24 protein-coding genes, 1 tRNA gene and 2 pseudogenes are annotated in these 21,789 nt (G+C 71.0%); 20 read left to right on the forward strand and 7 right to left on the reverse strand.

Going from position 1 to position 21,789, the window contains the following annotated elements:
- Window positions 1-26 precede the first annotated feature (26 nt).
- The 4 genes from G9272_RS21895 to G9272_RS45955 all read left to right on the forward strand — a co-directional run bounded on the left by G9272_RS21895 (window position 27) and on the right by G9272_RS45955 (window position 2,225).
- The gene (locus G9272_RS21895) at window positions 27-770 is read left to right on the forward strand and encodes a siderophore-interacting protein (protein ID WP_171398152.1); all 744 of its coding nucleotides are present in this window, start codon (window positions 27-29) and stop codon (window positions 768-770) included.
- Between the two features lie 24 nt (window positions 771-794).
- The gene (locus G9272_RS21900) at window positions 795-1,406 is read left to right on the forward strand and encodes an HhH-GPD-type base excision DNA repair protein (protein WP_171398153.1); all 612 of its coding nucleotides are present in this window, start codon (window positions 795-797) and stop codon (window positions 1,404-1,406) included.
- A gap of 320 nt (window positions 1,407-1,726) precedes the next feature.
- Window positions 1,727-2,038, forward strand: coding sequence for a hypothetical protein (locus G9272_RS21905; protein ID WP_171394572.1), 312 nt, complete (start codon window positions 1,727-1,729; stop codon window positions 2,036-2,038).
- 64 nt (window positions 2,039-2,102) lie between these two features.
- Complete coding sequence (locus G9272_RS45955) at window positions 2,103-2,225, forward strand: hypothetical protein (RefSeq protein ID WP_301272143.1); 123 nt, start codon at window positions 2,103-2,105, stop codon at window positions 2,223-2,225.
- A gap of 19 nt (window positions 2,226-2,244) precedes the next feature.
- Here G9272_RS45955 and G9272_RS21910 read toward each other — a convergent pair whose 3' ends face one another.
- Complete coding sequence (locus G9272_RS21910) at window positions 2,245-3,834, reverse strand: helicase HerA-like domain-containing protein (protein WP_171398154.1); 1,590 nt, start codon at window positions 3,832-3,834, stop codon at window positions 2,245-2,247.
- A 105-nt stretch (window positions 3,835-3,939) separates the two neighbouring features.
- Between G9272_RS21910 and G9272_RS21915 the strand changes: the two genes are divergently transcribed.
- Both G9272_RS21915 and G9272_RS21920 read left to right on the forward strand, forming a co-directional pair.
- Window positions 3,940-4,236 (forward strand): type II toxin-antitoxin system VapB family antitoxin, encoded by a 297-nt coding sequence (locus G9272_RS21915; RefSeq protein WP_004943146.1) that lies wholly within the window; start codon window positions 3,940-3,942, stop codon window positions 4,234-4,236.
- A 156-nt stretch (window positions 4,237-4,392) separates the two neighbouring features.
- On the forward strand, window positions 4,393-5,022 hold the full coding sequence (locus tag G9272_RS21920) for a LytR C-terminal domain-containing protein (protein ID WP_171402109.1): 630 nt from the start codon (window positions 4,393-4,395) through the stop codon (window positions 5,020-5,022).
- 72 nt (window positions 5,023-5,094) lie between these two features.
- Here the strand turns inward: G9272_RS21920 and upp are convergent, their stop codons facing one another.
- Window positions 5,095-5,730, reverse strand: a complete 636-nt coding sequence (gene upp / locus G9272_RS21925; protein WP_057606533.1) for a uracil phosphoribosyltransferase — start codon at window positions 5,728-5,730, stop codon at window positions 5,095-5,097.
- Between the two features lie 168 nt (window positions 5,731-5,898).
- Between upp and G9272_RS21930 the strand changes: the two genes are divergently transcribed.
- The 4 genes from G9272_RS21930 (at window position 5,899) to G9272_RS21945 (ending at window position 7,623) form a co-directional block, all read left to right on the forward strand.
- Complete coding sequence (locus G9272_RS21930; RefSeq protein WP_171398155.1) at window positions 5,899-6,102, forward strand: hypothetical protein; 204 nt, start codon at window positions 5,899-5,901, stop codon at window positions 6,100-6,102.
- Between the two features lie 346 nt (window positions 6,103-6,448).
- Window positions 6,449-7,000, forward strand: a complete 552-nt coding sequence (locus tag G9272_RS21935; protein WP_171398156.1) for a tRNA adenosine deaminase-associated protein — start codon at window positions 6,449-6,451, stop codon at window positions 6,998-7,000.
- Between the two features lie 50 nt (window positions 7,001-7,050).
- Entirely contained in the window at window positions 7,051-7,482 is a 432-nt protein-coding gene (gene tadA / locus G9272_RS21940) for a tRNA adenosine(34) deaminase TadA (RefSeq protein ID WP_171398157.1), read from the forward strand.
- 56 nt (window positions 7,483-7,538) lie between these two features.
- Window positions 7,539-7,623 (forward strand) — tRNA-Ser (locus tag G9272_RS21945).
- A gap of 79 nt (window positions 7,624-7,702) precedes the next feature.
- Here the strand turns inward: G9272_RS21945 and G9272_RS21950 are convergent.
- Window positions 7,703-7,904: pseudogene (locus tag G9272_RS21950) on the reverse strand (site-specific integrase); the annotation flags it as partial.
- A 331-nt stretch (window positions 7,905-8,235) separates the two neighbouring features.
- Between G9272_RS21950 and G9272_RS21955 the strand changes: the two are divergent.
- Complete coding sequence (locus tag G9272_RS21955) at window positions 8,236-9,570, forward strand: beta-propeller fold lactonase family protein (protein WP_437184376.1); 1,335 nt, start codon at window positions 8,236-8,238, stop codon at window positions 9,568-9,570.
- Here the strand turns inward: G9272_RS21955 and G9272_RS45395 are convergent.
- Window positions 9,571-9,810: pseudogene (locus G9272_RS45395) on the reverse strand (hypothetical protein); the annotation flags it as partial.
- Between the two features lie 267 nt (window positions 9,811-10,077).
- Here G9272_RS45395 and G9272_RS21960 point away from each other — a divergent pair.
- From G9272_RS21960 to G9272_RS21980, 5 genes are all read left to right on the forward strand, one after another.
- Window positions 10,078-10,254, forward strand: coding sequence for a hypothetical protein (locus G9272_RS21960; protein WP_020131312.1), 177 nt, complete (start codon window positions 10,078-10,080; stop codon window positions 10,252-10,254).
- 18 nt (window positions 10,255-10,272) lie between these two features.
- Window positions 10,273-10,566 (forward strand): Dabb family protein, encoded by a 294-nt coding sequence (locus G9272_RS21965; RefSeq protein ID WP_171398159.1) that lies wholly within the window; start codon window positions 10,273-10,275, stop codon window positions 10,564-10,566.
- A 209-nt stretch (window positions 10,567-10,775) separates the two neighbouring features.
- Entirely contained in the window at window positions 10,776-11,684 is a 909-nt protein-coding gene (locus G9272_RS21970; protein ID WP_171398160.1) for an RNA polymerase sigma factor SigF, read from the forward strand.
- A 303-nt stretch (window positions 11,685-11,987) separates the two neighbouring features.
- Window positions 11,988-12,899 (forward strand): RNA polymerase sigma factor SigF, encoded by a 912-nt coding sequence (locus G9272_RS21975; RefSeq protein WP_171398161.1) that lies wholly within the window; start codon window positions 11,988-11,990, stop codon window positions 12,897-12,899.
- A 54-nt stretch (window positions 12,900-12,953) separates the two neighbouring features.
- Entirely contained in the window at window positions 12,954-13,724 is a 771-nt protein-coding gene (locus G9272_RS21980) for a hypothetical protein (RefSeq protein WP_171398162.1), read from the forward strand.
- A 113-nt stretch (window positions 13,725-13,837) separates the two neighbouring features.
- Here the strand turns inward: G9272_RS21980 and G9272_RS21985 are convergent, their stop codons facing one another.
- Complete coding sequence (locus tag G9272_RS21985; protein WP_054242212.1) at window positions 13,838-14,035, reverse strand: hypothetical protein; 198 nt, start codon at window positions 14,033-14,035, stop codon at window positions 13,838-13,840.
- A 671-nt stretch (window positions 14,036-14,706) separates the two neighbouring features.
- On the opposite strand from G9272_RS21985, the gene G9272_RS21990 reads away from it, so the two are divergent.
- The 4 genes from G9272_RS21990 (at window position 14,707) to G9272_RS22005 (ending at window position 19,246) form a co-directional block, all read left to right on the forward strand.
- Window positions 14,707-15,234 carry a MarR family winged helix-turn-helix transcriptional regulator gene (locus G9272_RS21990; RefSeq protein ID WP_054242211.1) on the forward strand — a complete coding sequence of 176 codons (528 nt, stop codon included), beginning with the start codon at window positions 14,707-14,709 and terminating at the stop codon, window positions 15,232-15,234.
- A gap of 13 nt (window positions 15,235-15,247) precedes the next feature.
- Window positions 15,248-17,824, forward strand: a complete 2,577-nt coding sequence (locus G9272_RS21995; RefSeq protein WP_171398163.1) for an MFS transporter — start codon at window positions 15,248-15,250, stop codon at window positions 17,822-17,824.
- A gap of 80 nt (window positions 17,825-17,904) precedes the next feature.
- Window positions 17,905-18,726 carry a YceI family protein gene (locus G9272_RS22000; RefSeq protein WP_171398164.1) on the forward strand — a complete coding sequence of 274 codons (822 nt, stop codon included), beginning with the start codon at window positions 17,905-17,907 and terminating at the stop codon, window positions 18,724-18,726.
- 49 nt (window positions 18,727-18,775) lie between these two features.
- A complete protein-coding gene (locus G9272_RS22005) occupies window positions 18,776-19,246 on the forward strand; it encodes a PPOX class F420-dependent oxidoreductase (protein WP_171398165.1) in 471 nt (156 codons plus the stop codon).
- A 49-nt stretch (window positions 19,247-19,295) separates the two neighbouring features.
- Here G9272_RS22005 and G9272_RS22010 read toward each other — a convergent pair whose 3' ends face one another.
- Window positions 19,296-20,060 (reverse strand): TetR/AcrR family transcriptional regulator, encoded by a 765-nt coding sequence (locus tag G9272_RS22010; protein WP_171398166.1) that lies wholly within the window; start codon window positions 20,058-20,060, stop codon window positions 19,296-19,298.
- 135 nt (window positions 20,061-20,195) lie between these two features.
- Complete coding sequence (locus G9272_RS22015) at window positions 20,196-21,680, reverse strand: MFS transporter (RefSeq protein WP_171398167.1); 1,485 nt, start codon at window positions 21,678-21,680, stop codon at window positions 20,196-20,198.
- Window positions 21,681-21,789: the final 109 nt, after the last annotated feature.

The following is a 21,789-nucleotide window of genomic DNA, read 5'->3' on the forward strand; positions in this document are numbered from 1 at the left end:
AATCGTACGCGAGGGGTGAAGAGGCCATGGCGCAGGGGCGGGGCTGGGAGGGCACGGTCCTCAGACTGATGCGCGCGAAGGACTTCACGCTCACGGTCACGGGCGTGGAGGAGGTCACCGGCGAGTATCGCCGACTGCGCCTCTCGGACGGCGGGCTGCTCGCCGCCACCGGCGTCCACCCGACGATCTGGATCCGGCTCTGGTTCGAGAACGCGGGCCGGCCGCACCAGCGGGCCTACACCCTGGTCGACCCCGACCCGGCGGCCGGCACCCTCGCCCTGGAGTTCGCGCTGCACGAGGGCGCGGCCAGCGACTGGGCACGGACGGCAAAGCCCGGCGACACCATCGAGGCGACCGTCCAGGGCACCGGCTTCGAACCGCCTGCCCCGACCCCCTCGCACGTCCTCGTGATCGGCGACCCGGCCTCCCTGCCCGCCATCAACTCCCTGCTCGGCGAGGGCGAGGGGGCGCTCGGCTCCACCCCGGCGACCGTCTGGTTCGAGGGCTCGTCCGACGGTCCGGACGGCCTCCCCTTCCGGACCGACCCCGCACGCCACGAGATACGGCACGTGCCCCGGGTGGACTCGGGCGCCCACCTGGTCGAGCGGGTGAAGGCCGAGCTGCCCGCCCTGCTGACGGCCACCCCCGACCCGTACGTCTGGATCGCCTGCGACACCCGCACCACCAGGACGCTGTCGGCCTACCTGCGCAAGGAGCTGGGCGTCCCCAAGGAGCGGCTGCACGCGCTGGGGTACTGGCGCGCGAGCTGACGGCCCAGGCGGGATCATCGACGCATGGACGTCACCCTTCACCTCTCCCAGGACCCCGAGGCCGACGAGCTCCTCGGGCGGTCCCCGCTCGCCGCGCTGGTCGGGATGCTGCTGGACCAGCAGGTTCCGATGGAGTGGGCGTTCAAGGGACCCCGGACGATCGCCGACCGGCTCGGCGCCGACGACCTGGACGCGCACGACATCGCCGCCCAGGACCCGGAGGCCTTCGCCGCGCTGCTCTCCGAGAAGCCGGCCGTGCACCGCTACCCCGGGTCCATGGCCAAGCGCGTCCAGCAGCTCTGCCAGTACCTCGTCGAGCACTACGACGGGGACGCCGGTGCCGTCTGGAAGGACGTGAGCAGCGGCAAGGAGCTGCTCGGGCGGCTCCAGGAACTGCCCGGCTTCGGCAGGCAGAAGGCGCAGATCTTCCTCGCGCTGCTGGGCAAGCAGCTCGGTGTGCGGCCCACCGGCTGGCGGGAGGCGGCCGGCGCCTACGGCGAGCCGAAGTCCTTCCGGTCCGTCGCCGACATCACCGGCCCGGAGTCGCTGACGAAGGTGCGGGCGCACAAGCAGGAGATGAAGGCGGCGGCCAAGGCGGAGAAGGCACAGAAGGCGGACAAGGCCGCGAAGAAGTAGGGGAGCAGGTCGGGTGGCCCGCCCGGGCGGCGGGCCACCGCCACCCGGTCCGAGCCCGGAACACGACCGAGCCACCGACCGGCTCCTCCTCGGACCCGGAGTACGACGACCACAAGGTCCACAGTCGCCGCCCCGCGCACGAGCAGCGGTACGACCACGAACCCGAGCCGCCCTTCGAGGGCCCCTGGCCCCTGGACGCCCTCTCCCGCGCCGCCTGACAGATCGTGCCGCACACCGATGTGAACCGGTTGTCCGCCGAACGGGCGGATCCGACCCCCGGCATGCTGAACCCAGGGCGTGTCGCGGGGAGATGACCTCTCATGAGCCCCGCAGCACGCCGCCCCCGCAGCCGCACCTGGCTGCGGACGCTCGTGCTGCTGCTCGCCCTGCTGGTGCCGGGCGCGGCCGTCGAGGTCTCGGCGGCACCCGTCGCCGCCGCCGAGATCGCCGAGTACGACGTCCTCGACACGGCGCTGCGACCGGCCCCCTGCGCCCACCGCCCCGCCGCCCCGCTGCGCCCCGCGGCCCTCCCGGCACCGGCGCCCGGTGTTCCCGCGGACCGGCCGCGCCCCGCGCCGCACCGGCCGTCGTACGCCCTGCACGCCCTGCGCACCGTGGTCCTGCGCTGCTGACGGACGCCGTTCCCAGGCCCGCCGGCGATCACGCTCACGCAAGGAACATGCGAGGGAAAGAGCCATGCCCACAGACCCGTACGCGATCCTGCGCGCCCTGCTGCGCGCGGAGGCCGCGCGCAGCACACCGAAACCGCAGGTGAAGGAAGCGAAACCGCAGCAGTCCCCGGAACACCGGGACCGCTGACCGGTCGGCGGAGGCGGGACTACCGCCTCCGCCGGGCCGTGCCGAAGAGCGAGCGGGTGATCTCGCGGCCGATCTGTGTGCCGACGGACCGGGCCAGCGACTTGAACATGCCGCTGCCGACGACCTGCTCGACGACGGAGCGATCCTCCTCGGGCTGCCGGGACCTGGACTCCCGGGCCTTGGTCGCCTTGGTCGCCTTGGTCGCCTTCGTCTCCCCCGCCCCTCGCGACTCCCGCGTCCCCCGCGTCGGCTCCGGTTGCCCGGCGGGCCGGGCCGCCAGCTTCTCGAACGCGGATTCTCTGTCCACAGCCTGTGCATACCGCTCGTGGAGCGGCGACTCCCGCACCGCCCGGTCGAGGGCGGGGCCGTCGACCGGCCCCATCAGCGACTCGGGGGCACGCAGCCGGGTCGCGGCCACCGGCGTCGGGGCGCCCTTCTCGCTGAGGACGGTCACGACGGCCTCGCCGGTACCGAGGCCGGTGAGCAGCTCCTCCAGGTCGTAGGAGGAGTTCGGGAACGTCTTCACCGTGGCCTTGAGGGCCTTCTGGTCGTCCGGCGTGAAGGCCCGCAGGGCGTGCTGGACCCGGTTGCCGAGCTGGGCAAGGACGTCACCGGGCACGTCCTTCGGGGTCTGCGTGACGAAGAACACGCCGACCCCTTTCGAGCGAATCAGCCGGACGGTCCGCGTGATGGAGTCGAGGAACGCCTTCGAGGCGTCGTTGAAGAGCAGGTGCGCCTCGTCGAAGAAGAAGACGAGCTTGGGCCTGTCGGCGTCGCCGACCTCGGGCAGATCGTGGAAGAGGTCGGCCAGCAGCCACATCAGGAAGGTCGAGAAGAGCTGCGGCTTCTCCTGGACGGCGGGCAGTTCCAGGACCGAGACGACACCGCGGCCGTCGGAGGCCGTGCGCAGGAACTCGGCCGTGTCGAACTCCGGCTCGCCGAAGAAGCTCGCCATGCCCTGGGCCTCGAAGGCGGTCAGGGAGCGCAGGATCACCCCGGCCGTGGCCGTCGAAAGACCGCCGATGCCCTTCAGCTCCGCCTTGCCCTCGTCCGAGGTCAGAAAGGCGACGACCGACCGGAGGTCCTTGAGGTCCAGCAGCTCCAGGCCCTTCTGGTCGGCGTAGTGGAAGATCAGGCCGAGGGACTGTTCCTGGGTGCGGTTGAGCTGGAGCACCTTGGCGAGGAGCACCGGGCCGAAGCTGGTGATCGTGGCCCGCAGCGGGATGCCGTGGCCGAGGCCGCCGAGGGCGTAGAACTCGGCCGGGAAGCCGGTCGCCGTCCATTTCTGGCCGACTTCCGCCGCCCGCCCCCGCACCCGGTCGTTCGCCACTCCCGGCGCCGAGACCCCGGACAGGTCGCCCTTCACGTCGGCGAGGAAGACCGGCACGCCCTGCGCAGAGAGCTGCTCGGCGATCAGCTGGAGCGTCTTGGTCTTTCCGGTGCCGGTGGCGCCCGCGACCAGTCCATGCCTGTTCAGCATGGGAAGGGGGATACGGACGGGGGCCTCGGGCAGACACTTTCCGTCCCACAGCAGCGCGCCGAGGTCGAGGGCGGGCCCGGTGAAGGCGTAGCCGGCAGCGATGTCAGCGGCGCTCGTCGACCCACTCATCGGCAGACCCTCGTTCCGTTTTACCCCCGTTCATCACGTCTTTTCCAGCGTCGCACTCCGTCTCCATGGCTGCGCCCGGAACGTCTGGACCGGTAGGCTTTCCGTGTGATCTTCAAGCGCATCGGAAACGGCCGGCCGTACCCCGACCACGGCCGGGAAAGCACCCGGCAGTGGGCGGACGTCGCGCCGCGCCCGGTCCGCCTCGATCAGCTGGTGACCACCAAGCAGCAGCTCGACCTGGAAACCCTGCTCGCGGAGGACTCCACGTTCTACGGCGACCTCTTCGCGCACGTCGTGAAGTGGCAGGGCGACCTGTACCTGGAGGACGGGCTGCACCGCGCGGTGCGGGCGGCACTCCAGCAGCGACAGGTACTGCACGCGCGCGTGCTCGAGCTGGACTGACCCCCGCCAGGACCCCCGCCCCGACCCCGGCCGACCCTTCGGGTTGACCCTTTCGGGTGCTTTCCCGTACCTCGAGCGGTGTCAGATGATCGTTTATTCGTCACGGCCGCCCGAGCGCACTACGCTGCGCCCATGAGCATGCTGACTCCCCCCGGCATGGGCGGCAAGTACCGGATCACGGGGGACAAATACCCCCGCATGCGCCCCCACCGACGACGCGGCAGGCTGGTCGTGGTGGTCGTCGCCTGCGGCGCCGTGCTCGGCGTGGCCGGCTGGGGCACTCTTCAGCTCATCGACGTCTTCACGGGCGGCGGCGGGACGGCCACGGCCGCCGGAACCGGCTGCTCGACGAAGGCGACCAAGGCGAGCCCCGCGGCCTCCGCGTCCGCCGCCGTCGCCGGCGCGGCACCCAAGCCCGCGCAGATCACCGTGAACGTCTTCAACGCCACCACCCGCAGCGGTCTCGCCAAGACCACCGCGGACGAGCTGAAGAAACGCGGCTTCAAGATCGGCGAGGTGGGCAACGCCACCAAGCAGTACGACAAGAAGGTCACCGGCACCGGCATCTTGCTCGGCCCCGCGGCCTCGCTGAACACCTCGCTGCCGGTGCTCGCCACCCAGCTCACCACCGCCGAACGCCGCACCGACGCCGCCCGTACGGGCACGGCCATCGACCTGATCATCGGCAACCAGTTCAAGGCGCTGACCAGCCCGACGGCCTCGGTCAAGGCACTGACGGCCCTGGCCGCGCCGCAGCCGACGGCGACCACGAAAAAGGGCTGCTGACAGCAGCCCTTCCCGCCCCGCCACCCGCTTGTCCGAGCGGGACGAATGTTTCGGCCCGCTCGGGTTGTCGGGTTATTCGGCCGCGCCGTACAGCCGGTCGCCCGCGTCGCCCAGGCCCGGGACGATGTAGCCGTGCTCGTTGAGGTGGTCGTCGACCGCCGCCGTGACGACGGTGACCGGGGTGCCCGCGAGCTCGCGCTCCATGAGCTCCACACCCTCCGGGGCCGCGAGCAGCACCACGGCCGTCACGTCGTCGGCGCCGCGCCGGATCAGCTCGCGGATCGCGGCGACCAGGGTGCCGCCGGTGGCCAGCATCGGGTCCAGGACGTACACCTGGCGGCCGAGGAGGTTCTCCGGCATGCGCGTGGCGTACGTGGACGCCTCGAGCGTCTCCTCGTTGCGGATCATGCCCATGAAGCCGACCTCGGCGGTCGGCAGCAGCCGCATCATGCCGTCCAGCATGCCGAGGCCCGCGCGCAGGATCGGCACGACCAGCGGGCGCGGGTGGGAGAGCTTCACGCCGGTGGTCGGGGAGACCGGCGTCTTGATGTCGACCTGCTCGGTACGCACGTCACGCGTGGCCTCGTAGGCGAGCAGGGTGACCAGTTCGTCGGCCAGCCGGCGGAAGGTCGCGGAGTCCGTGCGCTGGTCGCGCAGCGTGGTGAGCTTGTGGGCGACCAGAGGGTGGTCGACGACGTGGAGACGCATGTCCACAACAGTAACCGGGCCGAACCCGCCCGGCGTCCCCACTCACAGTGAACCTCTCCCCTTCGACTGACCCTCGGGTTGGGCCGTTGGCTGGCGTCAAACCGCCCGTCGGAGGGAAAGTGGGAGAAAGGTAAGGAGACGGACCGGGGTACCCGGAGTGGTGTGCTGATGCCTGAGCTGCCCAACCTGCCCGAAAACGACTCGCCCGGAAAGGCGCGACCGGACGAGACCGACGCCGAGCGCCGCCGACGCCGCGCCCGGTTTCTGCGCGAGCTGGCCGAGGCCCGCGAACTTCGCGACCGGGTCCAGCCGCGCCGCGCCAAGACCGCCCGCCTGCGCCACGCGATGCGCATGCGCACCTTCCGCTGGTAGCCGCAGCCGTACGGGACTTGGGGCATACGGGGAAGATCGCCACCGCCACGGGTGTCGCGTGGGGTGGGCATGCGTGGGCGCACGGGAAAGCCGCGTACGATCCGCTGGTGGCGGCAACGAGAGCGCCGGTGAGTCACTCGACGGACGTCTCGTGTACGTGCTCATGGACGTACTCATGGGCGTGCGATCAAAACCACCGGACACAGGGAGCCGAAGACGTCCCCTGGACGCCTTGTTTCTGCCACGATTCCGAGTGGGTGGGGCTCGGAGCCTGAGCTCTCTCCGCCCGCAACCTCCGCCGGGGGGACCCCCAACCGGCACGCCTAAGACCAGTGGGAGAGTCACGGTGTACTTCGCCGCACTGCTCGCGCGCACCGAAGACGGGTGGGAAGCGAGCGACACAGAGCTCGACGATGTGGAGACCCTGTCGGATCTGGCCGACCTGGCCCGGGAGGCCTCTCCCGACGACGACACGGTCCTCGTGCTGATCGAGCAGGAGGACTCCTGGTTCGGGGTCGTCCGCATCGACGGCGAGGAGGACCCTCGCATCTTCGTCTCCGATGCCGCCGCCGCCGCCCGCAGCTCGTACGGCGAGATCCTGCTCACCGACGAACTGCTCGGAAGGGACCCGGGTGACGACGACGACCTGGACGCCCTCGACCTCGACGGCACCGAGGACGGTGAGAACGAGGACGAGGACGACGACGAGGACGAGGGTGTCGTCAGCACCGTGAACGGCAGCTCGGCCGAGGCCGTGCCGCACGGCCCGGTCGGCGACGCCGGCATCCTCGACGACCTCGGCGTCGGCGAGAAGGAGCTGAGGTCCCTGTCCGCGGACGCGGTCACCGAGATCGCCGACGCCCTGGGCGCCTCGGAGGTCCTGGAGACCGTCCGCTGACCGCACCGGGAGCGGCGCCGGATCCCGTACGCGACCGCTGGCGGGCCGCGATGCGGCTCGCCCTGGACGAGGCACGGCTGGCCGCCCGGGGCGGGGACGTCCCGGTCGGCGCCGTCGTGCTGGCTCCGGACGGTACGACGGTCCTGGCCAGGGGCCACAACGAACGTGAGGCCGGCGGCGATCCGACGGCCCACGCGGAGGTGCTCGCCGTCCGGCGGGCGGCCGCCGCGCTGGGCGAGTGGCGGCTGTCCGGCTGCACGCTCGTCGTGACCCTCGAACCGTGCACGATGTGCGCGGGCGCACTCGTGCAGTCCCGGGTCGACCGGGTCGTCTACGGCGCCCGCGACGACAAGGCGGGCGCGGCCGGCTCCCTCTGGGACGTCGTCCGCGACCGACGGCTCAACCACCGCCCCGAGGTCGTCGAAGGCGTCCTCGCCGAGGAGTGCGCGGGGCTCCTCACGGAGTTCTTCCGCGACCGGTGATCCACCCCCGAATACCGATTTCAAACCGGGGCCCGCCTTGCTGTAAGGTCTCCCTCGGTAGCGTGTCCGAGCGGCCGAAGGAGCTCGCCTCGAAAGCGAGTGTGGCGCAAGTCACCGAGGGTTCAAATCCCTCCGCTACCGCTGGTAGATGAAGGGGTGGTCCCGATTGGGACCACCCCTTCATCGTTCTCCGTCTCGGTTTCCGTCTCCGTTGGGCCTTCACGAGGGCTCCGGCGAGCCCGTCATCGTCGTCGTCCGCGCCATGCTCCGTCCGGCTTCCAGATGAGTCCGCCGACCTGTCGGGCGATGTTGGTGCGGACCCTGTCGACCATGTGCTGGTACCGCGCGGCCATGGCCGTGGACGACCAGCCCATGAGCCCCGTCACGGCACGCTCGGACACTCCCAGGATCAGCAGCACCGTGGTTGTCTCGGGCGCCGGCGAGGCAGTCGCCCGCCTCCGTGCCCCGGATCCTCCGGTTCAGTCGCGGCACCGGACCGGGTGCGGTCTCGGTGGGGCGCACGAACGTCCAGGTGCCCGCCCCGGCCCATGGTCGGGGCGGTCGCGCGTCCCCGCCATACTAAATGTGATGAAGTGTCATAATACGTCCCATTCTGTCAGCCCGGTCGGGAGGATTGCTGTGACTGTCTGTCAAACCGTGAGGGGGGTGGGCGCGCAGGAGGCCCTCCCGTCGTCGGCGCCGCCTGGTCTTCGAGTGCGTCGCTCGTGGTGGGGTGGGTTGCTGCGGGCGCTGGTGGCAGGTCTCGTCCTAGTGGCCGGCCTGGCCCTGCCCATGGTGGCCCCGCAGGCCGCCCAGGCCGTGCCGCCCGGCACCTACGCCTACGTCGCCAACTTCAACGACGACACGGTGTCGGTGATCGACACAGCGACGAACACGGTGGTGGTCACGGTTCCCGTCGGCGATGCGCCGTGGGGAGTGGCGGTGTCGCCGGACGGCACCCGCGCCTACGTCACCAACCGCGCCGATGACACGGTGTCCGTGATCAACACCGCGACCGACACGGTCGTCGCCACCGTCCCCGTCGGCCTTGAGCCCCTGGGGGTGGCGGTGTCGCCGGACAGCACCCGCGCCTACGTCACCAACTACAGCGCCAACACGGTGTCCGTGATCAACACCGCCACCAACACCGTCGTGGCCACCGTCCCCGTCGGCGATGCCCCCATCGGGGTGGCGGTGTCGCCGAACGGCACCCGCGCCTACGTCACCAATTCCGACGACGACACGGTGTCCGTGATCAACACCGCCACCAACACGGTCGTCGCCACCCTCCCCGTCGGCGACTTCCCGTTCGGGGTGGCGGTGTCGCCGGACGGCACCCGCGCCTACGTCACCAATTCCGACGACGACACGGTGTCCGTGATCGACACGGCGACGAACACGGTCGTCGCCACCGTCCCCGTCGGCGATGTGCCCCAGGGGGTGGCGGTGTCGCCGGACGGCACCCGCGCCTACGTCACCAACGCCAACGCCGACACGGTGTCCGTGATCAACACCGCCACCAACACGGTCGTCGCCACCGTCCCCGTCGGCGATGCGCCTCGAGAGGTGGCGGTGTCGCCGGACGGCACCCGCGCCTACGTCACCAACGCCAACGCCGACACGGTGTCCGTGATCAACACCGCCACCAACACCGTCGTGGCCACCGTCCCCGTCGACGACCTCCCGTTCGGGGTGGCGATCGGGGTCGTGCCTCCGGCGCCGGCGCTGACCTGCGCGACCGCCACGGCCACCATCACCGGCACCAACCGCAACGACGTCCTGAACGGCACCCCCGGCGACGACGTGATCTTCGCTCTCGCCGGGAACGATTTGGTCGACGGCCGCGGTGGCAACGACCTGATCTGCGGCGGCGACGGCAACGACGTTCTCAACGGCGGCAACGGCAACGACCGCGTCGAGGGTGGCAATGGCGACGACGCCCTGTCCGGCGGCGCCGGCAACGACGCCAACTATGGCGGACCCGGCAACGACGTTCTCAACGGCGGTCCCGGGACCAACACCAACGACGGCGGATCCGGCCACAACACCTGCACCAACCCCACGACCGGACCCGGTTGCAACATCTGATCAACGCGCATCGGAAACGGGCTCCGGCACGTCCCTCGTCGTAGCGGCGACCGACGCCCGGGGCCCGTCTCCGTTCCGCTCCCGGATCAGTCCGTCGACCTGCCGGGCCACGTCGTTCCGGACCGAGTCGACCATGTGTTGGTACCGCGCGGCCATGGCCGTGGTGGACCACCCCATCAGTCCCATGACTGCCCGCTCCGAGACCCCGAGGATCAACAGCACCGTGGCGGCGGTATGCCGCCGCCGTCTCCGGGTCGGTCCGTTCGCGCTGCGGGCAGGACCATCGGGGCGACGGTCGGCGGATCCGGCATTCCCGGCATTTTTCGTCCCCTTCCCTTCTCTTCCACTCCGCCCGGCACGCACCGGCGTTCACCCCCTCATCGGACGAGGACCCGCGAACGGTTCACGAACGCGCCGTGGACGCTCAAAAGCGGTGTGAAAATCGCACTTACGGTTACACTCGCCGCCGTCAACAGGGCCCGGGTGGGCTCATACAGGGGAGGCCAGGTGGCGGTGAACGCCAAGAAGATCGCCGTCTACGTACTCGTGGTCTTCGTGCTCTATGTGATCATCACGGACCCGGCGAAGGCGGCGGACTACGTCCAGATAGGCTTCCAGGGCATATCGGACGCCGCCAAGGCCGTCGGTGACTTCTTCACCTGGCTCGCCGACGGGGCCGAGTAGCTCGCACTGGGAGTGCCCATGATCCGCCACCTGGTCCTTTTCAAGCTCAACGAGGGTGTCGAGCGCGACGACCCCCGGGTCGTGCAGGGTGAAGCGGCCTTCCGGGCACTCGGCGGCCGGATCGAGGAGCTGCGCTTCTGGGAGCTGGGCTGGAACATCAGCGACCGGCCCATCGCCTACGACTTCGCGATCAACTCGGCGGTCGAGGACGCGGACGCGCTGAAGCGGTACATCGAGCACCCCGCCCACCAGGCGGGCGTCGCCCTGTGGCGCGAGTTCGCCACCTGGGTGGTCGCCGACTACGAGTTCTGAGCCGCCCTTCTCGGCAGTCCTTTTCGGAGGTTCGGAGCCCTCCGCCGGAACAGCGGGGGGCTTTCGCATGTCCGGAACCAGGGCGCATGGCTCAACTTCTCCCTCAACACGGCGTTATGGGGTGCTTGCACACAGTGCACATGTCTTGTGATGCTATGACCGCTTTTGACGGATGAGTTGACCGATGTTGACCTGACGAAGAGGTGGCGTTGACCGTGTCGGCCAGTACTGCGCCGCCTCAGCAAGAGGCACCCCCGGCACCCGCCCCCGCGCCTGCCCTGGAAGTCGTCCCGGAAGCCCCGACCGAAGCCCCCACAGAAGCCCCCACAGAAGACGTCCAGCCGCCCGAGCGGCGCCGGGGCGCCGACACCCGGGCACTGACCCAGCTGCTCTTCGGCGAGCTCAAGGAGCTCCAGCCGGGCACGCCGGAGCACAACCGGGTGCGCGGGGCGCTCATCGAGGCCAACCTCCCGCTCGTGCGCTACGCGGCCGCCCGCTTCCGCTCCCGCAACGAACCGATGGAGGACGTCGTCCAGGTCGGCACCATCGGCCTCATCAACGCCATCGACCGCTTCGACCCGGAGCGGGGCGTGCAGTTCCCGACGTTCGCCATGCCGACGGTCATCGGCGAGATCAAGCGGTACTTCCGCGACAACGTCCGCACGGTCCACGTACCTCGCCGGCTGCACGAGTTGTGGGTGCAGGTCAACAGCGCGACCGAGGACCTGACGACCGCCTTCGGCCGCACCCCGACGACGGCCGAGATCGCCGAGCGGCTGCGCATCGGCGAGGACGAGGTGCTCTCCTGCATCGAGGCGGGCCGCTCGTACCACGCCACCTCGCTGGAGGCGGCCCAGGAGGGTGACGGCCTGCCGGGCCTGCTGGACCGTCTGGGCTACGAGGATCCGGCACTGGACGGCGTGGAGCACCGCGACCTCGTGCGCCACCTCCTGGTCCAACTCCCCGAGCGCGAGCAGCGCATCCTCCTCCTGCGCTACTACAGCAACCTCACGCAGTCCCAGATCAGTGCGGAACTCGGCGTCTCCCAGATGCACGTCTCCCGGCTACTCGCGCGTAGCTTCCAGCGACTTCGGTCGGCGAACCGCATCGAGGCATGACGCGGACCCGAACGACACGTCACTCGATCAGGGCTCGGAAGCATGAGCGAGTTGTCACCGCTGGGAGCGAATCGCTCACCCGGGCCCTTCCCGACAGATCTGCGCTGATAAACCGTCAGACCCCCTCTTTCCAGGGCTGATTCGTCACTCACATGTCGACATGTCACTACAGCGTGTTGCCGACATGTGACATTCTGCCGGAAGCGCGTTTGCCGGGGCCTCGGCGCCGGTATTCAGGTGAAGGCTGACGTTCCTCAAGCGGGAATGTTCGCCGCGACCGTCCCGCGACCCAAAGGGGGTGGCATGTCCGCAGATCAGGGCAGCTCGAAGGTGCTCACGCTCACAAAGAGCGAGTCCGCGCCAAGCGCGCCCGTCGAGCCCGCCGTGCTCGACGTGCTCGACGACGTCACGGCCCCCGAGGCCACTCCGGCCCCGGCACTCACGACCACGGGGGCCATCGACACCCGCACCCTGTCCCGCTCCCTGTTCCTGCGACTGGCCACCCTCGCCGAGGACAGCCCCGAGCGCATGTACGTCCGGGACACCCTCATCGAGCTCAACCTCCCCCTCGTGCGCTACGCGGCGGCCCGCTTCCGCTCGCGCAACGAACCGATGGAGGACATCGTCCAGGTCGGCACCATCGGCCTGATCAAGGCGATCGACCGCTTCGACTGCGAACGGGGCGTGGAGTTCCCGACGTTCGCCATGCCGACGGTCGTGGGCGAGATCAAGCGCTTCTTCCGCGACACCTCGTGGTCGGTGCGCGTCCCGCGCCGCCTCCAGGAGCTGCGCCTGGCCCTCACCAAGGCCAGCGACGAGCTGTCCCAGAAGCTGGACCGCTCGCCGACGGTCGCCGAACTCGCCGCGGTGCTGGGCGTGTCCGAGGAGGACGTCGTCGACGGCCTCGCGGTCGGCAACGCCTACACGGCCTCCTCGCTGGACTCCCCGGCCCCGGAGGACGACGGCGGCGAGGGCTCCCTGGCCGACCGCCTCGGCTACGAGGACACGGCCCTGGAGGGCGTGGAGTACCGCGAGTCGCTGAAGCCGCTGCTGGCCAAGCTCCCGCCTCGTGAGCGCCGCATCATCATGCTGCGCTTCTTCGCCAACATGACCCAGTCCCAGATCGGCGAGGAGGTCGGCATCTCCCAGATGCACGTCTCCCGCCTTCTGACCCGGACCCTGGCGCAGCTGCGCGAGGGCCTGATCTCCGACTAGCCGGACTCGGGCCGGGGACTTCCCTCCTGACGGAGCGTCAGCGACACTGACGCGATGCGAAGTCCGACACGGGCACGTGGCCGCCGGGGCGCCGTATGGGGCGCGTCGGCGGCCGCCGTCGTGATGGCGGCGGCGGGTCTGGCGGCCGGCTGCGGGGGCGACGGGCGCACAGGCGGCTACGTCGCCATCGGCGGAGCGGGCGACACGGCGCTCCCGGATGCGCGGACGGGCGACTCGGCGGATCCGACGGGCGGGGTACGGCTCGTCCCGCTGGACGACGAGAGCGGCTCTCCTGCGGGGAAGGCCGGTCCAGGGGTCCCGGCGAGAGAAACGGCCGGACACGGGCCGGAGGACACCGCGGGAGGCGGCGCCGGGTCCGGCGCCCCAGGGACCGCCGCCCCGGCTGTCCCGGGCGCCTCAGGCACCCCAAGCGCCGAGGGCGGCTCCTCCGCGGGCCATACGCCACCGGACGCGCCCTCACCGGCGCCCACGGCCCCGTCGAGCACCGCGCCCGCCGGACCGGCCTCGCTCGCCGTGAGCGATCCCGTCCACGCGGGTACGGATCAGCGGTGGTGCGAGGACGTGACCCTCACCTTCCGCAACTCCGGTGGCACCGCGGTGCGTTCCGGCACGGTCACCTTCGGGACCCATGTCATCGACGCGCTCGGCATCGACTGGGCGACACGCGAGTCGACGGCCGCGCTCCCGACGCCGATCGCCGCAGGGGCACGCAAGGAGAAGACCTGGACGGTCTGCGTCGACGCGTGGCGCGTACCGCTGGGCATGCACATCGAGACGCGGGACGTGTCGGTCCGATGGGAGTGAGCGGGTAGCGCCGGACATGCGAAGAGACGGGGGCGTGCGCGCCAACCCCGCTGTGACGCACGGCGGTTGACGCGCTCGGTCACCCCGTCACCCTGTCCGGTGCGGGCCGGCGGTTACTTCAGCGCCAGCCAGGCGACCGCCGCGACGATCACGACCGCGGCGACGATGCCGACGATCAGGCCGATGCGGGGCCCGGACTGGGTGGGGGCCGGCTGGGCGGCCCGGGGGGCGCCGTCGTCGACGAACGCGCGGAACATCTGGGTGCTGCCGGCGGGGTCGTGGTTGCCCTGGGGGCCCTGCGTGTTAGCCATGGGCCGAGACACTAGCGAAAATGCGCGGGGCGACCCAAGTGGGGGTAGGAGTCCGGGCCACTGGACGACCGGAACCCTCCCCGTACCTGACCGGCCACTTGGGGACCCGAGGCGCGTCCGTCGCTCTCGCCGACCACCTTGCCCGGCATCCGCCGGTGAGTCGAGGGCCACCGACCGGACGGAATCGCCCCGCACCGGGGAGGCGGCTCCGGACGAATCGTCCCGCCCCCGGGGACGGCTCTGACGTGGCCCCCGCACCGGAGGACGGCTCGGACGCGATCCCCCACCGGGAGACGGCTCGGACGCGATCCCCCACCGGGAGACGGCTCGGGCGGGATCGTCCCGCCCCGCCTAGACAGCTCGGACGAGATCGCCCCGCACCGGGACCACTCAGGCCCACCGGCCGCCCTCGCTGCCGGGCATCGCCAGGCCCCGCCAGGCCCCGCCAGGCCCGCCAGGCCCGCCAGGCACCGCCAGGCCCCCGGCGGCGCCGGCCCCGCCCCGACGGGGGCCGATCATCCCCGGATCGGGCACCCGCAACGCCCCCACCTGCACATTTACCGCCGCAATACTTGCCTTTGCCAACTTTTTGCGGGCCTCACGGCAGTTTTATTTGCCTGTAGCAACCAACCGCTCCTATGGTTGCCCTAAGCAACAACTTGGGAGGTGTGATGGCAGGGCAGGCGCAGTACGAGGAGCTGGCGCGTCAGCTCAGTGCCGTCGGGGCCGTGAAGCGTGACCTGGGACGGATCCTGCCGCCCGACTGTTCCGCGGGCTCGGCCGGCGTACTGGCGCTCCTCGGCCGCCACGGCGACATGCGCATGAGCGCTCTCTCCGAGCTGCTCGCCGTCGACATGTCCGTGACCAGCCGACACGCCGCGCACCTCGCCGACCGGGGCTGGATCGAACGCTCCCCCGACCCGGCGGACAAGCGCTCCCGCATCCTGCACCTCACGCCCGAGGGCCACGCGATGCTCGTCGAGCTGTCCCGCCGGAGCACCGAGCTGCTGGCGGAACGGCTCGGCGACTGGACCGACGCCGAGGTCGGCCGGCTCATCGCCCTGCTGACCCGGCTGCGCGCCAGCTTCGGCGACTGCCGGACGGTCACGCACCGGCCGCCGGCCCCGCCCGCGCCGCCGCCTCCCGTTCCCGTAAGCGAACAGACACCGACCACCCGTACACCCGCACAAGCAACATAGGAAAAGGAAGCCCATGGCAACGACCACACCAGCCGGTGTGCGGGCTCACGCGAAGCACGGCGGAGGGTCCCACGGCTCCGCCGAGGCCACTCCGATGACCCACCGGCAGATCATGGAGGCCCTCTCCGGGCTGCTGCTCGGGATGTTCGTGGCGATCCTCTCGTCCACGATCGTCTCGAACGCCCTGCCGGAGATCATCGGCGACCTCGGCGGCGGCCAGTCCGCCTACACCTGGGTCGTGACCGCCACCCTGCTGTCGATGACGGCGACCACCCCGCTCTGGGGCAAGCTCGCCGACCTGTACCCCAAGAAGGCGCTCGTCCAGATAGCGCTGGTCATCTACGTGCTAGGGTCCGCGGCCGCCGGTCTCTCGCAGAACCCCGGCATGCTGATCGCCTGCCGTGTCGTGCAGGGCGTCGGCGTCGGCGGTCTGTCCGCCCTCGCGCAGATCGTCATGGCGGCGATGATCTCCCCGCGTGAGCGCGGCCGTTACTCCGGCTACCTCGGCGCGACCTTCGCCGTCGCCACCGTCGGCGGTCCGCTGCTCGGCGGTGTCATCACCGACACCAGCTGGCTCGGCTGGCGCTGGTGCTTCTACGTCGGCGTCCCCTTCGCCGTCATCGCGCTGATCGTCCTCCAGAAGACCCTGCACCTGCCCGTCGTGAAGCGGGACGTGAAGGTCGACTGGGCCGGCGCGTTCTTCATCTCCGCCGCGGTGTCGCTGCTGCTGGTCTGGGTCACCTTCGCCGGTGACAAGTACGACTGGCTGTCGTGGCAGACGTACGCGATGGTCGCGGGCTCGATCGCGCTCGGGCTGATCTTCGTGCTCGTCGAGTCGAAGGCCACCGAGCCGATCATCCCGCTGCGCCTCTTCCGCAACCGCACGATCACCCTCTCCTCCATCGCCTCGATGTTCGTCGGCGTCGCGATGTTCTCCGGCACGGTGTTCTTCGCCCAGTACTTCCAGCTGGCCCGGGACAAGTCCCCGACCATGTCGGGCGTCATGACGATCCCGATGATCGGCGGCCTGTTCGTCTCGTCCACCGTCTCCGGGCAGTTCATCACCAAGACCGGCAAGTGGAAGGCCTGGCTGGTCAGCGGTGGTGTGCTCATCACGGCCGGCCTCGGTCTGCTGGGCACCATCCGCTACGACACGGACTACTGGAAGACCGCGGTCTTCATGGCCCTGCTGGGCCTCGGCGTCGGCATGATGATGCAGAACCTGGTGCTCTCGACGCAGAACCAGGTCGAGCCGAAGGACCTCGGCTCCGCCAGCTCCACGGTCACCTTCTTCCGGTCCCTGGGCGGTGCGATGGGCGTCTCGGCGCTGGGCGCCGTCATGGCCAACCGGATCACCGACTACGCCAAGGACGGCATCACCGACCTCGGCCCCAAGTACGCCTCCCTCGCCTCCGGTTCGAGCTCCTCCAGCTCGATCCCGGACATGGACAAGCTGCCCGCGCCGCTGCGCACGGTCATGGAGAGCGCGTACGGCCACGGCATCGCGGACGTCTTCCTGATCGCGTCCGTCCTGGCGCTGCTCGCCCTTCTGATCACCCTGTTCATCAAGGAGGTCCCGCTGCGGACCAAGGGCGCGCTGGCGCAGGCCGCCACGGCGGAGGCGGAGACCCCGGCCACCGCGACCACCCCGGCCACCGCGACCACCGCGGCCGCTGCGGCTCCGGCCGCCGTCACGGCTCCCGCCGAGGAGCACGTCCCCAGCTGGGCGGTCGCCGACACGGCTGCCGAGCCGGGCCAGGAGGCCGGTCCTCAGGGCACGCAGCGGCTCGCCGCCGTCGCCACCGCCGAACCCCTCCAGGCGCCCTCGGGCGGCATCCCGGTGCACGGCTTCGTGCGCGGCGCGGAGAGCGCGCCCGTCCCGCAGGCCGCCGTCACGCTGATCTCGCTCGCCGGACGCCAGCTCGGCCGTTCGGTCGCGCAGGCCGACGGTTCCTACGGACTGGACGCGCCCGGCACGGGTTCGTACGTGCTGATCGCCTCCGCCGACGGCTTCCAGCCGCAGGCCTCCACGATCGTCGTGAACGGCGAGCCGGTCGCGTACGACATCCTGCTCAGCGGGACCAGCGGCCTCAGCGGTGTCGTGCGCGCCGCCGAGTCGGGTGAGGTCGTCAAGGACGCCATGGTGATCGTCACCGATGTGCGCGGCGATCTGCTGGCCACCGCGGCCACCGGTGACCAGGGCGAGTTCTCCTTCGCCGAGCTGGTGCCGGGTGCCGTGACCGTCGCGGTGAACGCCGTCGGGTTCCGGCCGCGTGCCCTGCCCGTCGAGGTCGGCGCGACGGGCGTGACCCGCGCGGAGGTCGTCCTCGAAGCGGGCGCCCAGCTCCAGGGCGTCGTCCGGGCGCCGTACGGTCCGCTGGCCGACGCGCGCGTGACGCTCGTCGACGCGGCGGGCAACGTGGTCGGCACCGCCACCACCGGGGCGGACGGGGCGTACGCCTTCGCCGACCTCGACGGTGGCGAGTACACGGTCATCGCGACCGGCTACCCGCCGGTGGCCACGGCCCTGACCGTGGCGGGCGTCGGCGTCGACGGCCACGACATCGAACTCGCCCACCCCGGCGAGTAGTTCCGACAGTTATCGGCTCCGGCCCGGTGCGGGGGTTTCTGCCCCGCACCGGGCCGGTTCCAGTTCGAGGAGTACATCAGATGGGACTGACCGCGAAGATCCGTACGCGGGACGGGTGGGCCGTGTCGCACGCGGTCGTCACGGTGACCGACATGGCGGGCGGCCAGGTGCTGCGCGCCGAGGCCGACGGGGAAGGAGCCGTCCGGGACGCGACCGCGCTCGCCCCGGGGGCGTACACCGTCATCGTCACGGCCGTCGGGTACGCGCCCGCGGCCTCCAGCGCGATCGTGACGGCGAGCGGGCGCGCGGAGGTGGGGACCGTGACCCTGGCCCGGCAGGGCGGCACGGAACTGCCCCCGCCCGGGCCCTGGACCGTCGACCCGGCACACTCCGCGGTCGGCGCGGTCGCCCAGCACCTGGGCATCTCCAGCGTGCGCGGGCGGTTCACGGAGTTCTCGGCGGCGATCGAGGTCGCCCCGGACGACATCGCCAAGTCCCGCGTGGAGGCGGTGATCCGGGCGGCGTCCATCGACACCGGCAACGCCATGCGCGACACCCACCTGCGCTCGGCGGACTTCCTGGACGTCGAGACGTACCCGGAGATCACCTACCGCTCCAGTGGCCTGACCCCGGCGGGCCCGGACCGCTGGACCGTGCACGGCGAGCTGTCCCTGCACGGTGTCGCCCGCCCCGTCGACCTCGACCTCGCCTACCTGGGCACCGGCTCCGACCCCTGGGGCGGCACCCGGGCCGCCTTCCGGGCCACGGCGGAGCTGCACCGCGAGGACTTCGCGATGAACTACAACCAGGTCGTCCAGGCGGGCATCGCCGCCATCGGCACGACCCTGAAGGTGGAGCTGGACGTGCAGGCGGTGCAGGGCGGCGCGCTGCCCCAGGCATAGGCACGGCAGGGTCAGCCGGAACGGGCACCGCTGCGCCTAGGCTGACTCCATGGCACCGAACATCGCGACGAACACCAAGGTCTCCCTGGACGAGTTGCTGGACTTCGTACGGCCCCGGCACCGCGCGATCCTGCTGACCCGGCGCGCCGACGGCAGCTCCCAGGCCTCGCCGCTGACCTGCGGGGTCGACGACTCGGGGCGGATCGTCGTCTCCACCTACCCCGAGCGGGCCAAGACGCGCAACGCCAAGCGGGACGAGCGGGTCGGCGTCCTCGTGCTCAGCGACGACTGGAACGGGCCGTGGGTCCAGATCGACGGCACCGCCGAGGTGATCGACACGCCCGACTCCGTCGAGCCGCTCGTGGAGTACTACCGCAACATCGCCGGCGAGCACCCGGACTGGGACGAGTACCGCAAGGCCATGCTGAAGCAGGGCAAGTCGATCATCCGGATCACCCCGGAGCGATGGGGCCCGGTCGCAACCGGCGGCTTCCCGGCCCGACTGGTCACCGACCAGTAGGCCCCGAAGTCGGTGGGCCAGGGGGACTGGGGGACTGGGGGACTGGGGGTCAGCCGCGTTTCACCATTGCCTCGATGCCTGCGATCAGTAGGTCCAGGGCGAAGGTGAAGTCGCGGCTCATCATTTCCTCGACCGTGTCGCCGCCGCGGGCCGCCATGAGGGTCTTCGACTCCTCGATGATCTCGGCGGTCTGCGGGGCGCCGGCCGTCGCGGTCATGGCCTGGTGGAAGTACTCGTCCGGGGTCAGACCGGTGTCCGCGACCCGCGCGAAGAAGTGGCCCTCGATCGTGCCGTAGCCGTACACGAACTGGAAGACGGCCGAGATCGCGCCGGTGATGCCGCGCGCGGGCAGGCCGGTGCGGATGACGACCTGCTGGACCGTGCGGGAGAAGACGAGCGAGTTCGGGCCGATGTTGAGGTAGTGCCCGGCCAGCGGGGACAGCCACGGGTGGCGGACCAGCAGCCCGCGGTACTCCGTGGCCAGCGCGCGCAACTGCTCACGCCAGTCCGCGTCCTCGTCCGTCGGGTCGGGCAGCGCCGTCAGCTCGCCGAAGGCGGCGTCCAGGGCGAGTTCGAGCAGGTCGTCCTTGGTGTCGACGTACCAGTACACGGACATCGCCGTCACGTTCAGCTCGGCCGCGAGCCGTCGCATGGAGAACTTGGCGAGCCCCTCCGCGTCCAGGAGCCGCACGGTGGTCTCGGTGATCCGGTCCCGGTCCAGTCCGGAGGGCTGCCCCCCGCCACGACCACGCCGACGCGCCTTGCCCTCCAGCCACACACTGCGATGCGCGGCGCCCTTGGCGGTCTCGGCCATGGCAAGGCACCTTCCTTCCGGTAACTGGGGAAGATGCTAGGCCGAGGCCTGCCGCCATGGCGCGGGGGACCGACCTGACATGCGGCTCCGTCGCGCCGGCGAGCTGTTCGGGGCGGCGCGGCGGAGCCCCCGCCCTCACGAGGCGACCGGCACCGACGGCTCCTCCTTGCGCTCCGCCCGGGTCAGCAGGGCCGCGGCCACCACCCCGCCCAGCAGCACGGCGGCCGCCCCGATCAGAAGGCTGACCTCCAACCCGGAGGAGAACGAGTCGATCACCCGCGCCTTCTCCGCCACCGAGTTCGCCGCCGCCAGCGCCACCGGCAGGGACACCGCCGCGAACCGCGCGTTCAGCACCGCGCCGAGCACGGCGACCCCCAGCCCGGTGCCGAACTCCGCCAGCGTCCCGTTGACGCCCGCGCCCACCCCCGCCTTCGCCGGCGGGATCGAACTCATGATCGCGTACGCCATCGCCGGGCTGGCCACCGACGTCCCCGCGCCGATGAGCAGCAGCCCGATCAGCATCCCGGAGTAGCCGCCGGAGGCGAGCGTGGCGATGGCCGTCAGGCCCCCCGCCACCAGCGCCATCCCCACCAGCACCGACACCGGCCCACCGAGCCTGACCATCACCTTCGCCGACAGTCCGGTGAAGTTGAGGGCCACCACGGTCAGCGCCAGCGGCGCGGTCCGCAGGCCCGCCTCGAGGGGGCCGTAGCCGAGGACGAACTGAAGCTGCTGGGTGAGCAGGAACAGCGCGCCGCCCATCCCGAAGGTGACCAGCACCGCGCCGGCGACCGCGCCCGTGAACCGTCGGTCACGGAAGAACGCCAGGTCGAGCATGGGATACGGGATTCTCGACTCCCAGTACGCGAAGAGTGCGAGGACGACGACCGCCAGCCCCCCGCTCACCAGGACCCGTGACGACGTCCAGCCGTGCGAGGGGCCGGAGATGATCGCGAAGACCAGCGAGGTCATACCGACGGTCGACAGGAACGCGCCGAGCAGGTCGGGACGGTCGCCCTGCGGGTTCTTCGTCTCGGGGACCAGGGCGACGACGGCCACCAGGCCCAGCGCCGCCACCGGCAGGTTGATCAGGAAGATCGCGCCCCACCAGAAGTGGTTGAGCACGAAGCCGCCGATGAGCGGGCCGGTCGCGAAGCCCAGCGAGTTCACCGCGGCCCAGATGCCGATCGCCTTCGGCTGCTCCTCGGTCACGAAGACCTGCATCACCACGGCGAGGGTGGTGGTGAACAGCAGCGCCCCGCCCACACCCATGCCGGCCCGCGCCGCGATCAGCTGGGCGGTGGTGTCCGAGAGGCCGGCCGCCAGCGAACCGACGCCGAACAGCGCCAGGCCCGCGATCAGCATCTTCTTACGGCCGTAGCGGTCGGCGGCGCTACCGGCGGTGAGCAGCAGACCGGACTGCACCAGCGAGTACGCGTTGATCATCCACTGGATGTCGGCGGTGGTCGCGTCCAGCTCCCGGGTGAGCGAGGGGATCGCGACGTTCAGGACGGTGTTGTCGAGCAGCACGGTGAGCTGCGCGAGGCAGATGACACCGAGGATCAGCCAGCGTTGGGGGTGTCCCGGGGAACTGCCCGGGAGGGACGGGGGCGTAGTCATGTTCTACACCGTAGAACTGTCCCCATACGCTGTACAACAGAGTTGTTCGGGACATGAGGAGACATGAGGGGGCCGTGAAGGGGGCCATGAGGAGCGGACGCGAGGAAGG

The organism is Streptomyces asoensis (assembly GCF_013085465.1).
Classification (GTDB): domain Bacteria; phylum Actinomycetota; class Actinomycetes; order Streptomycetales; family Streptomycetaceae; genus Streptomyces; species Streptomyces cacaoi_A.

Excerpts from the sequence above, each read along its gene's own strand:
- G9272_RS22010 (WP_171398166.1), bottom strand. The coding sequence starts at position 20,060 with ATGGCCGAGACCGCCAAGGGCGCCGCGCATCGCAGTGTGTGGCTGGAG.
- G9272_RS45955 (WP_301272143.1), top strand. The coding sequence starts at position 2,103 with ATGCCCACAGACCCGTACGCGATCCTGCGCGCCCTGCTGCGCGCGGAG.
- G9272_RS21930 (WP_171398155.1), top strand. The coding sequence starts at position 5,899 with ATGCCTGAGCTGCCCAACCTGCCCGAAAACGACTCGCCCGGAAAGGCG.
- G9272_RS21895 (WP_171398152.1), top strand. The coding sequence starts at position 27 with ATGGCGCAGGGGCGGGGCTGGGAGGGCACGGTCCTCAGACTGATGCGC.
- tadA (WP_171398157.1), top strand. The coding sequence starts at position 7,051 with ATGCGGCTCGCCCTGGACGAGGCACGGCTGGCCGCCCGGGGCGGGGAC.
- G9272_RS21905 (WP_171394572.1), top strand. The coding sequence starts at position 1,727 with ATGAGCCCCGCAGCACGCCGCCCCCGCAGCCGCACCTGGCTGCGGACG.
- G9272_RS21920 (WP_171402109.1), top strand. The coding sequence starts at position 4,393 with ATGGGCGGCAAGTACCGGATCACGGGGGACAAATACCCCCGCATGCGC.
- G9272_RS21965 (WP_171398159.1), top strand. The coding sequence starts at position 10,273 with ATGATCCGCCACCTGGTCCTTTTCAAGCTCAACGAGGGTGTCGAGCGC.
- G9272_RS21910 (WP_171398154.1), bottom strand. The coding sequence starts at position 3,834 with ATGAGTGGGTCGACGAGCGCCGCTGACATCGCTGCCGGCTACGCCTTC.
- G9272_RS21900 (WP_171398153.1), top strand. The coding sequence starts at position 795 with ATGGACGTCACCCTTCACCTCTCCCAGGACCCCGAGGCCGACGAGCTC.
- upp (WP_057606533.1), bottom strand. The coding sequence starts at position 5,730 with ATGCGTCTCCACGTCGTCGACCACCCTCTGGTCGCCCACAAGCTCACC.
- G9272_RS21985 (WP_054242212.1), bottom strand. The coding sequence starts at position 14,035 with ATGGCTAACACGCAGGGCCCCCAGGGCAACCACGACCCCGCCGGCAGC.
- G9272_RS22000 (WP_171398164.1), top strand. The coding sequence starts at position 17,905 with ATGGGACTGACCGCGAAGATCCGTACGCGGGACGGGTGGGCCGTGTCG.
- G9272_RS21990 (WP_054242211.1), top strand. The coding sequence starts at position 14,707 with ATGGCAGGGCAGGCGCAGTACGAGGAGCTGGCGCGTCAGCTCAGTGCC.
- G9272_RS21980 (WP_171398162.1), top strand. The coding sequence starts at position 12,954 with ATGCGAAGTCCGACACGGGCACGTGGCCGCCGGGGCGCCGTATGGGGC.
- G9272_RS22005 (WP_171398165.1), top strand. The coding sequence starts at position 18,776 with ATGGCACCGAACATCGCGACGAACACCAAGGTCTCCCTGGACGAGTTG.
- G9272_RS21995 (WP_171398163.1), top strand. The coding sequence starts at position 15,248 with ATGGCAACGACCACACCAGCCGGTGTGCGGGCTCACGCGAAGCACGGC.
- G9272_RS21975 (WP_171398161.1), top strand. The coding sequence starts at position 11,988 with ATGTCCGCAGATCAGGGCAGCTCGAAGGTGCTCACGCTCACAAAGAGC.
- G9272_RS22015 (WP_171398167.1), bottom strand. The coding sequence starts at position 21,680 with ATGACTACGCCCCCGTCCCTCCCGGGCAGTTCCCCGGGACACCCCCAA.